Genomic DNA, 12,865 nt, shown 5'->3' on the forward strand with positions numbered 1-12,865 from the left:
GCACCTGATAGCAGCTAAATAACTGATCCTAATAGTGCTACATCGACCGGGTACCGCACGCAGACACGCCGTGAACCCATCCCTGGGGGCTCCGCCGCGCCATCCCTGGCGCGGAGGATCTGCTTAGCGAAACCCTGTCGCTGTCGGTAGTGATCTACCATTCGGAACAGTTATTTAGTTTTAACTCGAGTCACCTTTAACCCTATGCCGTTCACCAGCGTAGCCACCGTTACGGTGGTGAACATGGATCTCTCCGCACCTGGTGACGCCACCACCTCCCAACCAGACTCAAGCCGTTAGGTGGCGATAGGCCCAGCCCCCTGCCCCGAGCGTTCCATTTTTGCAACACAATGTACCACCGGCAGCCGGGACCGCAGTCGGCGATCTATGAGATAATGAGAATCGTTATTGATTATCCGATAACGATGGATCAACTCAAAGGAGAACTGAATGAATCTGGCAAAAGTACTGTCGGCGACCGGCCTGCTGCTGGCCGGGCAGCTGGCGGTGGCCGCCGAGCGGGTGGCGAGTTTCGATCACGGCAGCCTGGATACCCTGGACGCCCTGGGCCTGGGTGAACAGGTGGTGGCGGTGCCCAAGCAGGCCCTGCCCGACTACCTGGAGCACTACGCCGGCGACGCCTATACCGACGTGGGCGGCCTGCGCTCCCCGGATTTCGAGGCGCTGAAGGCGGCCAATCCCTCCCTTATCCTGATCACCGGCCGCCAGGGCGACATGCAGGAACGGCTCGAGGCCGTGGCCCCGGTGCAGGACATGAGCTTCGCCGGCGACGGCTACTGGGCAGGGTTCAGCCACAAGGTACGCGCCCTGGCCGGCCACTTCGAGGCCGCCGCCGCCGCCAATAAGGCGCTGACGGAGCTGGAAGGCCATATCGCCGCGCTACGCAACGGCATCGCGGCCAGCCCCAACGTGCTGGTGGTGACCCACAACGACGGCAACTATTCCCTGCGCCAGGAGCCGGTGGTGGCCGAGCTGCTCGGGCTCGAGGCTCCCGAACTGCCCGCCGGCGTGGAGAGCATCACCAACGGCAACCGTACCTTCACCCCCCTGAGCCCGGCCCAGATCGCCCAAGCCAAACCGGATGTATTGCTGGTGGTGGATCGCAGCGCGGCCATCGGCGGCGAGGCGCTCGACGTCGCCAAACTGCGCGAGGCGCTGAACACCGCGGGTGGAGACAAGGTCAAGCTGGGTTACCTGTCGCCGGCGCTGTGGTATCTGTCCGGCGGCGGCCTGCAGAGCCTGCGCCTGCAGCTGGACGAAGTGGCCAAGGCGCTCTAACCCATTCAGGCGGTATTCTTGAATCGAATCGAATTTAACCGAATACCGCCTGCCGGCCGTCAGCGGGCCCGGCGTACATTGACAAGCATGGGGCTACCATTGGCCGGATCATGGGTGATGTCACATTCGACCCCGTACAGCTCGTGCACCAGGGCCGGGGTGAGGATGTCCCGGGGGTGGCCGTGGGCGATGATGCGGCCGTCGCGCATGGCCACCAGCTGGTCCGCATAGCGGCAGGCGCTGGCCAGATCGTGCACCACCATAGCGATGGTCTTGCCCCGTGCCGCCAGGGTACGGATCAGCTCAAACACTTCAATCTGGTGGCCCAGATCCAGCGCCGAGGTCGGTTCGTCCAGCAACAGCAAAGGGGTGGACTGGGCGATGGCCATGGCAATCCAGGCCCGCTGCCGCTGGCCGCCCGACAACTGGTCCAGCACCCGGTGCTCCAGTCCCCCGAGATCCGCCGCCGCCAGCGCCTCGCTCACGATATTCCGGTCTTCCTCCGACCACTGGCTCAGCCAGCCCTGGTGGGGCTGGCGGCCAAAACGCACCAGATCCAGCACCGTCATGCCCTCGGGCGCCGAAGTGTGCTGGGGCAACAGGGCCAGCCGGCGGGCGATCTCCCGGCTGGGCCGACGATGAATATCGGCCCCGTCGAGCAGTATGCTGCCGCCGCGCGGACGCAGCACCCGGGCCAGGGCATTGAGCAGGGTCGACTTGCCGCAGCCATTGGGCCCCACTACCGCCGTGACCTGGCCCGGAGCCAGTTGCAGCTCCAGGCCGTCGATGATCACCTGACGATCATGGGCCACCACCAGCTCATGGGCCGACAGCGTGGCCTGCTGTTCACGGCCGAGCAGGAATTCCAGGGGGACTGCAGCATTCATCAAGGACGACTCCTGAAGGAAGGATTCAACAACATCCACAGCAGGTAGGGACTGCCCACCACGGCGGTAACGATGCCAACCGGGATCTCCAGCGGCGCCAACAGCAGCCGCCCGGCCAGATCGGCCAGCATCATCATCAGGGCGCCGGCCAGGGCCGAAGCCAGCAGGGGCACCCCCCGGTGGCGGCACAGCATGCGCGCAATTTCAGGGCCCAGCAACGACACCAGCCCCACCGGGCCGGCCACCGCCACCGCCAGGCCGGTGAGCAGCACCGACAGCGCCAGGCACTGGCCGCGCACCCTTCTGAGGTTGAGTCCGAGGCCGATGCCCACCGACTCGGACAGCTGCAACACCTGCAGCGCCCGGGCCAGTCGCACGGCCAGCACAAAGCCCAGCAGCAGGCCGGCTCCGAGCAGGGCCGTAGCCTCCGGGGAGCGGGCGTTGAGGCTGCCCACCGTCCAGGGAAAAGCGACGTTGGCCTGATCGATGGCCACCCGGCTGAGCATCAACTGGGTAATCGCACCGGCGATGGCGCCCACTCCCAGCCCAACGATGATAAAGCGATAGCCCCGGGTACCGCTGCCGCCGGCCAGGCCGAACACCAGCACGGTGGCGGTAACGGCGCCCACCAAGGACATGGCGGAAGGCGCCAGCGAGGTAACCACTCCCACCACCGAGGCCACCGCGAAGGCGGTGGCCGCATTGTCGATCCCGATAATGCCGGGGGTGGCCAGGCGGTTGCCCGCCAGGGTCTGCATCAGGCAGCCCGCCAATGCGAAGGCCGCCCCCGTGGCCATGCCGGCCAGCACCCGCTGCAGGCGCAACTCGTGCACCACCAACCGGTGCAGGGGCGGCGCCTCACCCCAGAGAGCGGCCCAGACCTGTGCCGGACTCAAGGTCACGTTGCCGAGGCCCAGCGCCGCCGTGGTGGTGGCGACCAGCAGCACCAGCAGCACCAGGTTTACCCAGAGGCCGCGGCGGGAAAGCAGCAGACTGAACTCCCGCCCGCCCGACTGCCAGGCCAGTGGCCAGTGGTCATGAAGCAGAAGCGTCGATGCCTTTGGCCTAGATTCCAGATTCATGAGGCATCCTATATTACAGAGAAGGCAGGCGTCGGCCCCGCACCACCGCCAGCAGCACGGGGGCGCCGATCAGCGCCGTAAGTACACCGATGGGCAGTTCGGCCGGCGCCACCAGCAGCCGCGACAGGGTATCGGCAGTGATAACGATGATGGGTCCCAGCGGCAGGCAGAGCCAGAGGGTACGGCGGATGTCGGGTCCGGCCAGGGCACGGGCCACGAAGGGCACTACCAGACCCACGAACATGATGGGGCCGGCCACGGCAGTGGCCGAGCCGACCAGCAGCGCCACTATCAGTACCGCCAGGAAACGCACCCGCCCCGGCTTGTGACCCAACCCCTGGGCTACCCGCTCTCCCAGGGCCAGGGCCGCCAGTGGGCGCACCACCACCAGGGTAAGTACCAAGGCCAGGGCCAGGGAAGGCAGTATCTCCCGGAGGTGGTCCAGATCCCGCCCGGCCACGCTGCCGATGACCCAGAAGCGGATTTCATCGGCGGTACGCTGGTCGAACAGCAACAACAGGGAAGTCAGCGCCAGCAGCAGGCTGGAGAGAGTGGCCCCCGCCAGCACCAGGCGGATGGGATCGTTGCCTACCCCGTTCAGCCGAGCCGCACTCAGCACCAACAGACAGCCGACCAGGGCGCCAGCCTGGGCCACATGCACGGTAAGGGTGGCGGTACTGGCCCCCAGCAACAGCGCCAGGGTCACGGCAAAACCGCTGCCGGCGCTCACCCCCAGCAGGCCGGGCTCGGCCAGGGGGTTGCGGGCCAGGGTCTGCATCAGGGCACCGGCGCAGCCCAGGGCCATGCCCACCACCAGACCGATCAGGGTACGCGGGCCACGCAGCTCGGTCACCACGAAGCGGGCCTCGTCCGAACCAGTCCCGAACAGCACAGCCAGGGCCTGGACCGGGCCGACATGACCGGCCCCCAGCAGCAGGCTGGCCAGGCACGCCAACAGCAACAACAGGCCCGCTGCCAGCATCACCGAAAACAGGGGACGCCGGGCGGCAGCGACAACGGCCATAGGCTCAACGCTCCGCTTGCTCGAGCGCACGTTCGACGTCGTCAAGAATGGCGTGGGCCGCCAGCGGACCGGTGGCACTGGTCCAGATCTGACCGTCAACCGGGAACACCCGCTGCTGCTGTACCACCTTCAGGCGAGCGAACGCAGGCGACTTCTCGGCAACGGCCAGCGCCTCACGGCCGTCGTTGTTCAGGGTGGCCAGGAACAGCCAGTTGCCGTCGATCAGCGACAGGTTTTCCTGGCTCAGGGGCGAGCTGTGGGGCAGGCCTTCCTTGACGATGCCGCCATCCTGCACATCGAACCCCACCGCCTTCAGCAGGCTGGAGGTGAACAAACGGGAAGACATCATCATGGCCCCCTGAGGCATCCAGCGCGCGAGGGACGTCTTGCGTCCGTCGGCCGGCACCGACTGCTCGAATTGTTCCGCCAGACCGGCGGTCCGCTCGTCCAGTTCTGCCAGTACCCGGTCCAGCTCCGCCTCCTTGTTCAGGGCCAGGGCGAACAGCCTCGCCTCCTGCTTCCAGGCGCCGTCCTGAAACAGGTCGGCATCAGGTACCACGGTGGGGGCTACCGCCGACAGCAGGCGGTACTGCTCTTCCGGCAGGGAGGAGGAAGCCAGGATCAGATCGGGCTGCAGGGCAATGACCGATTCCAGGTTGATTTCGCGGGCCGTACTCACGATGGAAACGCCATCGGCCTTGTCCTGCATATAGCTGGCCACGCCATCGCCGCCCCGGGTCGCCACGGCGCCCAGAGGCGCGACCCCCACCGCAATACTGGTGTCGAGGGCGCCTTCGTACAGGGTCACGACCCGCGCCGCCTCGCCATCGATGCTGATCTCGCCGAAGCGGGTGTCCAGGGTGCGAGCCTCGGCCAGGGCCTGGCTCGACAGCAGGGAGCCCAGCACCAGGGCGGCCGCCTTGAAAACTCGGGTAGAAGGCGCGGGAAGAATTCCTGACATAACGTATCTCCAACAAGACAGAGTGGGCAAAGATGAACGCCGGGGCCAGACCCGGCAGGCAATGACTTTCTGGCTGGATTGGCTGGAAGCTCGACAAATGACCCGAAGCCCGGCCTACCGGCATAAATACGGACAGTGGACGCAACGGGCATCGCCCATGAAAATCGGGATAATGATAATGGTTTGTGTTAACACTTCAAGGAAAAAATCTGAACAACGGGTTCCAGATCTGGAACGGGGGGGGAATATTAACCAACCTTGCAGTCCGGACGGGATTCGGCGGCCGAATCCCGTCCGCCTGATATCAGCTTTTAAGCGCCTCGTTGGGGGTGAGCCGCTCGGCCGCCATGCCGTTGTTACCGCCGAGATCGGCGATCAGCTCGCCTTTTTCCGCCCACTCCCGGCGTTCGGCTTCGCTGGCGCGCGGCGAGAACAGGCCGAAATACGCATAGGCAATGCCCAGTATCGGCGACAGCCAGCAGGCGAAGGCCAGGGGGATGTACAGCAGGTTTTCGATATTGCCCTCGGCGATACCGAGCCCGAGCACGGCGATGACGAAAGCCCCACCCGCATTCCAGGGTATCAGGGGGGAGATGAGGGTGCCGCCTTCCTCGATGGCGCGGGACAGGTTCAGCGGCGAATAGCCCATGCCCCGATACACCGGTGCGTACATGCGGCCCGGCAGGGCGATGGACAGGTAGGGGTCGCCGGCCACCAGGTTGGTGGCGACGGAGGTGCCCACCGCCGCCGTCTGCACGCCGGCAAAACCGCGCACCTTGCCGATGATCACCTTGATGATGGCTTCCAGGCAACGGGTCTTCTCCAGGGCGCCGCCAAAGCCCAGTGCGATCAGCACCAGGGAGATGGTCCACATCATCGACTGGATGCCGCCCCGGTTGAGCAGGCTGTCTATCTCGCCGACGCCGGTCGCGATCACATAGCCGCTGTTGCCGTAGGTGAAAATATCATGCAAGCCAACATCCTGCACCAGCATGGTCGCCACCGCACCGGCCAGCACGCCGGCGAACAGGGACGGGATCGGGGGCATGCGCTTGACCGCCAGCACAATGACCAGCAGTGCAGGCAACAGCAGCCACGGCGAGATCACGAAGTTCTCCTGCAAGGAGGTGGTGATCGCGTTGATCTTCTCGAAAGAAGCGCTCTCCGAACCGATCAGGGAAAAGCCGGCGAAGAGGTAGATGATAAAGGCGATCAGCATGGCCGGGATCGTGGTCGGCATCATATTCTTGATATGGGAAAACACATCGGTGCCGGTCACCGCCGGTGCCAGGTTGGTGGTATCGGACAGCGGCGAGATCTTGTCACCGAAGAAGGCCCCGGACACCACGGCGCCCGCAGTCCAGTACATCGGAATGTCGAAGCCGGACCCGATACCCATCAGCGCCAGCCCCACGGTGCCGACGGTACCCCAGGAGGTGCCCAGCGCCAATGAAACGACCGAACAGAGGATCATGGCCGCCGCCAGAAAAAGCTGCGGGGACAGCACGGTCAGACCGTAATAGATAAGTGTCGGAACGGTGCCGCTGGCAATCCAGACGCCGATGGTCATGCCGACACAGATCAGCACCGACACCGAAGGCAGGGAAACGTGGATAACATGAAAGATCCCCTCCTCTATCTGGCGCCACTTCAGGCCCAGCGTGATGCCGAGCAAGGAGGTGATGGCCAGGCCGATGGCCAGCGGGATGTGGGGCGTGAAGTCGCCGAAATAGAACAGCTGGACGCCCAGTACCAGCAGTGTCAGCACGATGGGGGTGAGTGCCAATGACAGGCTGGGTAGTTTACAGTCTGTTGATTTTATTGCTTCTTTCATATTCCTCTCCCTGTGGATTATCCACTCGATAGTCGATGACGGTTCCCGGGGTGGCTGCCGTCCAAGTGCAGCGTTACCAGGAGTGACGCTCTAACTCATGATGTCGTTGCTTGCCTCTTCGGTATTGGTCTGAACACGAGGGGAGCGGACGGCGTTGCCGTGCTATTCCCCATGATGGAGACTATTGGGTCAGCGCCTGCAGCGTCGCCCGGCAAGACGACGACTCACGCTCGGCGTAGAGCGCAAGCTCATCGATAACCGCCGCGCCCAGCGCCTGCTCGAAGGCGCTCCGGTTAGCATTGCCCTCATAGGCCCCGCTCTTGCCGGCGCCGAGGTTGGACTGAAAAATGCCCGCCGCACTCACCGGCAGAAAATCCTCGTAAGTCATCGGTTGGGCCGTGACCAGGCCACGCTCGATCAACGCCTCCATATCCAGGGTATCCACGGCGGCGGACTGGCCGGCCCCCGTCGGCCGGTATTCGAAGAAGGCCAGCCCCTGGCGGCGCAGTTGCGTCTCGTCGTCGGGAAAGCCGGCGAACACTTCCGCCAGTACCTGTTGATGGGTGGCGTTGTCGAGCCCCACCGTCCGCACGCGCGACTCGGCGAGCAGTTGGTCATAGAGCGCCCGCCCCTTGGCGGTCAGCGCAACGCCGCGCTGCTCTATCTCGCCGAAACGCGCCCTGTGGGATCCCTGCCGTTCACCGGCAAAGCGCATGGCTTCATCCAGCGCCTTGAAACTGGTCTGGCGCAGCAGTATGGGGCAGTCGCGACGGGGCGGCCCTTCGATGACCTCCTTGGGGGTCATGCCCGCCGCCGGCATGCGTTGTTGTACCGCGTCAATATCGAGCGTCCTGGGCGTCAGGTGGTTGATATGCGGGCCGCGGAAGCAGACCACATCGGCGATCAGGCGATGCTCGCCATGCAGGGCATGATAGGTGTCGGGGTCGACGGTGGCGTCCCGGTGCCAGCGAAAGGTCTCGATGGCCTCCGTCACGAAGCGTTCCGCCTGCGCTTCGGCGAGCCCGCCCTGGTGTTCGTAAAGGGCGATCAGCTCTCGCGCGGCCGGCGTAAAGATGTCCCGCCCGGCGAGGATGGCGGCGGCCCGTTCGCGCAGCCCCGCATCCTCGATAAGCTCCAGCCGCAACAGGGAGGTGAAGATGCGGAAGGGGTTGCGGGCCAGGGCCGCCGCCTCCACCGGGCGGAAGGCGGTGGAGTGCACCGGCACACCGGCCTCGGACAGATCGTAATAACCGACCGGATACATGCCCATCACGGCAAACAGGCGGCGCAACATGGCCAGCTCGTCGGCGGTCCCCACGCGAATGGCGCCGTGGCGTTCGACGCCGAGCCGGGCCAGCTCGCCGCCCTCCTCCAGGCGTTGCGCCAGGGCGGGATCCTTGTCGAGGGTTTCCCGGTTCACCCGCTCCACCAGCTCGAGCAGGGCGGCGTATTGCGGTACCTCGGCCTGGTACATGGCCGACATGGCCCTGGCAAAGCGGTCGCGGATCTCGTCACAGGATAAATAGGTGGTCATGCTTCATTCGTCTCCGTTGTTCCTATCGGGATGACATTGCTGTCTGGGGTGAATCTGGGTTGTCCATCGCAACGCCGGCCGGGCCATCAGGGACGCAGCATCTCCAGCGCCCGCTCCAGGCACGCCAGCCCTTCGGCCAGCACCTCGGGTTCGGTGGTCAGCGGCGGCAGCAAGCGCAGCACGTTGCGGCGCCGGCCGCTCGGCATCAGCAGCACGCCCAGCTCCCGGCCGGCATCGAGCAGGGCCGCCAGATGCTCGCCGCCCGTGGCGTTGGCGGTGTCTTCGAAGACGATGCCGCGCATGGCGCCGATTCCGGTCAGCCGGCCCAGCATGGGATAGCGCCCCGACGCCTGCCACGCCTGGTATGCCGCCAGAATGGCCCGCTCCTGGCGCTCGCCCCACAGGCGCAGTTGCTGTTCGCTCATCAGCTCCATCACCACCCGGGCCGCGGCACAGGCCAGGGCATTGCCCGAGTAGGTACCGCCCAAGCCGCCTTTGGGCAAGGCATCCATCAGCGCCGCCCTGCCGGCCACCGCCGCCAGCGGCAGCCCGGACGCCATGCTCTTGCCCAGCAGCAGCAGGTCCGGCTCTACGCCGAGATGGGAAAACGCGAAGCGGCTGCCGGTGCGGCCGAAGCCCGACTGGATTTCGTCGAAGACGAGCAGGATGCCCAGGGCATCGCAGAGTGCGCGCAGGCGGGCGGCAAAGTCGGCACACAGCAGGCGGAAGCCACCCTCGCCCTGTACCGGCTCGACGATGATACAGGCCACCTCTTCCGGTGGGAGCTCAACCTCGAACAGGCGCTCCAACGCCGCCATGGCCTGCTCGGCGTCGACCTCGCTGTCGCGGCTCGGAAAAGGCAGATGGTGCACCGGCCCGGGAAGGGCGCCGAGCCGATGCTTGTAAGGTTTGACCTTGCCGTTCAGGTTCAGCGCCGCCAGGGTGCGGCCGTGAAAGCCGTCGTCGAAGGCGATCACCCCCTGCCGGCCGGTGGCGGCGCGGGCCACCTTGAGCGCGTTTTCGGTCGCCTCGGCCCCGCTGTTGGTCAGCATGCACGACAGCGGGTAGGACACCGGCACGAACTCGGCCAGTTGCCGGGCAACGTCCAGGTAACCGCGATGGGGCACCGCATTAAAAGCGGAATGGAGCAACTTGTCGCTCTGGGCCCGAATCGCCTCGACCACCGCCGGATGGCCGTGCCCCAGGTTGAGCACGCCGATACCACCGATAAAGTCGATGTAGCGGTTGCCTTGCTCATCCCAGACCTCGGCATTGCGGCCGCGCTCCATGCAGAGGGGGTGGATCACGCCGAGTGACTGGCTGATGCACGCTAAGTCCATATAGGGTCCCCGTTAACGCCCAAGAAAGAGGTAACGATAACAACAGACCCCGCCCCGAGCCGCAAACGAAAAAAAAGGACCAATTCATTCCAAAAATTAATGAACCTGGTGAGCGGGCAGCTTTTCTTCGTACGCTCGGCTGCCAGGCCGACACAAGACCCGGGCTTTCAACATGGGCGGGAGTAATGTGACAGCGGCGAAAGGCGCCAGTGCTTTACCGATGTTCGAGTATCCATTCGATAAAGTTTTTTACCTTGCCGACGTCGGCCTTGTACTCCGGATAGGCCAGGTAGTAGGCGTTGCTGCTGGAAAGCGAAAATGGCCAGGGGATCACCAGTTGCCCGGTCTGCAGCTCTTCCTCGGCCAGGAAGCGCGGCACCAGTGCGACGCCGCATCCCGAGCGGGCCGCCTGCAGGGCCATGTAGAAGGTGTCGAAACGGGGCCCGTGGTAGCTGTGGCTGGTATAGCGTTCCTGGCCTTCGAACCAGTCATGCCAGGCCTCGGGCCGCGTCGCCTGCTGCAGCAGCACCAGCCGGGTCAGCTCCAGTGGATCCTGGATGCCCTCCGCGGGGATGACGGACGGCGAGCAGACCGCCACCATTTCTTCATCCAGCAACTTGATGCATTCGGCTTTCGGCCAGGAGCCCTGGCCGAAAAAGAAAGCGACGTCGATACGCTCCTCTTCGAAATCGAACGGCTCCGTCCTGTTGCTGATGTTCAGGTAGACGTTGGGGTGGCGGAAGCGGAAGCCGTTGAGCCGGGGGATCAGCCAGCGCGCGCCGAAGGTCGGCAGGGTGGTGATGTTAAGCACCTCGCTCTGGCCACCGTAGGACTGCATGTAGCGCGTCGACATCTCGACCTGGGTCAGGATCTTGCGCACCTCGGTCAGGTAGAGCGAGCCTTCCGGCGTGAGCTGGAGTCGCTTGCGCACCCGGCGGAACAGCGGGTGCTCGAGGAGCGATTCGAGCTGGGCCACCTGTTTGCTCACGGCGCTCTGGGTCAGGCTCAGCTCGACCGCCGCGCGAGTGAAGCTCAAATGACGGGCCGAAGCCTCGAAGCACTGCATGGCGGAGAGGGAAGGTAGATGGCGACGATTCATTTCGGCAGCCCAACCAGGAAAAAATGGAATGATATCGTTATAAAGCGTCGTTTGATCTGGATCAAGCCCGAAGGCAATACTGCCGGTGTTGTATATCAATCCGGAAGCATCATTAGGAGGATGAATGATTGACACCATCATGCAGCGGCTCGGAGTGGCCGAATCATTGTACCGCGCTGGACATTACCCCGTCACTTCTCCCACTGACGGCACCGAAATCGGTCGGGTCAGCTTTGAATCCGCCGAGGTGGTCGACGCCCGCATCGAACGCGCCCAGGTTGCCTTTGAGGCCTGGCGCAAGGTACCCGCACCACGCCGGGGCGAGCTGGTCCGCTTGTTTGGTGAACAACTGCGCCGTCACAAGGACGATCTGGGTGCCCTGGTCACCCTGGAGTGCGGAAAAATCCTGCAGGAAGGCCTGGGTGAAGTCCAGGAGATGATCGATATCTGCGATCTCGCCGTCGGCCAGTCCCGCCAGCTGTATGGCCTGACCATCGCCTCCGAGCGCCCCGGCCACCATATGCGCGAAAGCTGGCACCCGCTGGGGCCCATCGGCCTGGTGACCGCCTTCAACTTCCCGATGGCACCCTGGGCCTGGAACGCCGCCCTGGCGCTGGTGTGCGGCAACAGCCTGCTGTGGAAGCCATCCGAGAAGACCCCGCTCAGCGCCCTCGCCTGCCAGGCCCTGCTGGAGCGAGCCATGGCCGAGTTCGGTGAGGATGCCCCCAAGGATCTCAGCCAGGTCATCATCGGTGACCGCGAAGCCGGCGAACGCCTGACCGATTCCCCCAAGGTGCCCCTGATCAGCGCTACCGGCAGCACCCGCATGGGCCGTGAAATCGCGCCCCGCGTCGCCGCCCGTTTCGGCCGCAGTATCCTCGAACTCGGCGGTAACAACGCCATGATCCTGGCCCCCAGCGCCGATCTCGACATGGCGGTGCGCGCCATCCTCTTCTCCGCCGTGGGCACGGCCGGCCAGCGCTGCACCACCCTACGCCGCCTGATCGTCCATGAGTCGCTGCGCGACGAAGTCATGGCACGGCTGAAGAAGGCCTATGCGGGCATCAGCATCGGCAACCCGCTGGAAGGCAACCTGATCGGTCCGCTGATCGACGCCCAGGCGTTCGACCAGATGCAATCGGTCCTGACCCAGGCACGCCAGCGTGGCGCCACCCTGTTCGGCGGCGAGCGGCAACTGGCCGACGTCTACCCCGAGGGTTACTACGTGGCGCCCGCCATCGTCGAGGTCGAGAGTCAGGACGATCTGGTCAAGAGCGAGACCTTCGCGCCCATCCTCTACGTACTGAGCTATCGCGAGTTCGATGAGGCGCTGGCCATGAACAACGACGTGCCCCAGGGGCTGTCTTCCTGCATTTTCACCACCGATGTGCGCGAGGCGGAAGCCTTCGTCTCCGATGTGGGCAGCGACTGCGGCATCGCCAACGTCAACATCGGCCCGAGCGGCGCCGAGATCGGCGGCGCCTTCGGCGGTGAAAAGGAGACCGGCGGCGGCCGCGAGTCGGGCTCGGACGTGTGGAAGAGCTACATGCGTCGCCAGACCAACACCGTCAACTACTCCCGTGAACTGCCGCTGGCCCAGGGCATCAAGTTCGACTGATGCCATGGGCGCCATCCTGCTCCCGGGCAAGGATGGCGCCCTCCGGCAAGCGGCCATTGCGTCGCGGCATGACAAGGGCCATTATCCCGGAAACAGTGACGTGACCGCTCCATCGGGATGATGACCGGACGACTCGCCGGATTACGACGCTCCCCACTCTCCCCACCGAGCCCCACTCGTTTTCCAC

At 65.0% G+C, this 12,865-nt stretch carries 10 protein-coding genes; 2 read left to right on the forward strand and 8 right to left on the reverse strand.

The window, feature by feature from the left end:
- The first annotated feature begins 450 nt into the window (after positions 1-450).
- Positions 451-1,299, forward strand: coding sequence for an ABC transporter substrate-binding protein (locus tag ACEVBK_RS16825; RefSeq protein WP_375056050.1), 849 nt, complete (start codon positions 451-453; stop codon positions 1,297-1,299).
- A 59-nt stretch (positions 1,300-1,358) separates the two neighbouring features.
- Here ACEVBK_RS16825 and ACEVBK_RS16830 read toward each other — a convergent pair whose 3' ends face one another.
- The 8 genes from ACEVBK_RS16830 to ACEVBK_RS16865 form a co-directional block, all read right to left on the reverse strand.
- Positions 1,359-2,186: an ABC transporter ATP-binding protein gene (locus ACEVBK_RS16830; protein WP_375056051.1), complete on the reverse strand. Its 828-nt coding sequence runs from the start codon at positions 2,184-2,186 to the stop codon at positions 1,359-1,361.
- Positions 2,186-3,268 carry a FecCD family ABC transporter permease gene (locus ACEVBK_RS16835; RefSeq protein ID WP_375056052.1) on the reverse strand — a complete coding sequence of 361 codons (1,083 nt, stop codon included), beginning with the start codon at positions 3,266-3,268 and terminating at the stop codon, positions 2,186-2,188. Before ACEVBK_RS16835 ends, ACEVBK_RS16830 begins: the two co-directional genes overlap by 1 nt.
- A 13-nt stretch (positions 3,269-3,281) precedes the next feature.
- Positions 3,282-4,292 (reverse strand): FecCD family ABC transporter permease, encoded by a 1,011-nt coding sequence (locus ACEVBK_RS16840; RefSeq protein ID WP_375056053.1) that lies wholly within the window; start codon positions 4,290-4,292, stop codon positions 3,282-3,284.
- Positions 4,293-4,296: 4 nt separating this feature from the next.
- A complete protein-coding gene (locus ACEVBK_RS16845) occupies positions 4,297-5,253 on the reverse strand; it encodes an ABC transporter substrate-binding protein (RefSeq protein ID WP_375056054.1) in 957 nt (318 codons plus the stop codon).
- Positions 5,254-5,557: 304 nt separating this feature from the next.
- A complete protein-coding gene (gene nhaC / locus ACEVBK_RS16850) occupies positions 5,558-7,087 on the reverse strand; it encodes a Na+/H+ antiporter NhaC (RefSeq protein WP_375056055.1) in 1,530 nt (509 codons plus the stop codon).
- A 181-nt stretch (positions 7,088-7,268) separates the two neighbouring features.
- Positions 7,269-8,621, reverse strand: a complete 1,353-nt coding sequence (locus ACEVBK_RS16855; RefSeq protein ID WP_375056056.1) for a VOC family protein — start codon at positions 8,619-8,621, stop codon at positions 7,269-7,271.
- Between the two features lie 86 nt (positions 8,622-8,707).
- Positions 8,708-9,961, reverse strand: a complete 1,254-nt coding sequence (locus ACEVBK_RS16860; RefSeq protein ID WP_375056057.1) for an aspartate aminotransferase family protein — start codon at positions 9,959-9,961, stop codon at positions 8,708-8,710.
- A 214-nt stretch (positions 9,962-10,175) separates the two neighbouring features.
- A complete protein-coding gene (locus tag ACEVBK_RS16865; protein ID WP_375056058.1) occupies positions 10,176-11,060 on the reverse strand; it encodes a LysR family transcriptional regulator in 885 nt (294 codons plus the stop codon).
- Between the two features lie 124 nt (positions 11,061-11,184).
- Between ACEVBK_RS16865 and ACEVBK_RS16870 the strand changes: the two genes are divergently transcribed.
- Positions 11,185-12,678, forward strand: coding sequence for an aldehyde dehydrogenase family protein (locus tag ACEVBK_RS16870; protein ID WP_375056059.1), 1,494 nt, complete (start codon positions 11,185-11,187; stop codon positions 12,676-12,678).
- The last annotated feature ends 187 nt before the right edge of the window (positions 12,679-12,865 follow it).

The organism is Zobellella sp. DQSA1, assembly GCF_041950555.1.
GTDB lineage: Bacteria > Pseudomonadota > Gammaproteobacteria > Enterobacterales > Aeromonadaceae > Oceanimonas.

Coding starts and splice junctions, on each gene's coding strand:
- ACEVBK_RS16825 (WP_375056050.1), top strand. CDS start 451: ATGAATCTGGCAAAAGTACTGTCGGCGACCGGCCTGCTGCTGGCCGGG.
- ACEVBK_RS16830 (WP_375056051.1), bottom strand. CDS start 2,186: ATGAATGCTGCAGTCCCCCTGGAATTCCTGCTCGGCCGTGAACAGCAG.
- ACEVBK_RS16835 (WP_375056052.1), bottom strand. CDS start 3,268: ATGAATCTGGAATCTAGGCCAAAGGCATCGACGCTTCTGCTTCATGAC.
- ACEVBK_RS16840 (WP_375056053.1), bottom strand. CDS start 4,292: ATGGCCGTTGTCGCTGCCGCCCGGCGTCCCCTGTTTTCGGTGATGCTG.
- ACEVBK_RS16845 (WP_375056054.1), bottom strand. CDS start 5,253: ATGTCAGGAATTCTTCCCGCGCCTTCTACCCGAGTTTTCAAGGCGGCC.
- nhaC (WP_375056055.1), bottom strand. CDS start 7,087: ATGAAAGAAGCAATAAAATCAACAGACTGTAAACTACCCAGCCTGTCA.
- ACEVBK_RS16855 (WP_375056056.1), bottom strand. CDS start 8,621: ATGACCACCTATTTATCCTGTGACGAGATCCGCGACCGCTTTGCCAGG.
- ACEVBK_RS16860 (WP_375056057.1), bottom strand. CDS start 9,961: ATGGACTTAGCGTGCATCAGCCAGTCACTCGGCGTGATCCACCCCCTC.
- ACEVBK_RS16865 (WP_375056058.1), bottom strand. CDS start 11,060: ATGAATCGTCGCCATCTACCTTCCCTCTCCGCCATGCAGTGCTTCGAG.
- ACEVBK_RS16870 (WP_375056059.1), top strand. CDS start 11,185: ATGATTGACACCATCATGCAGCGGCTCGGAGTGGCCGAATCATTGTAC.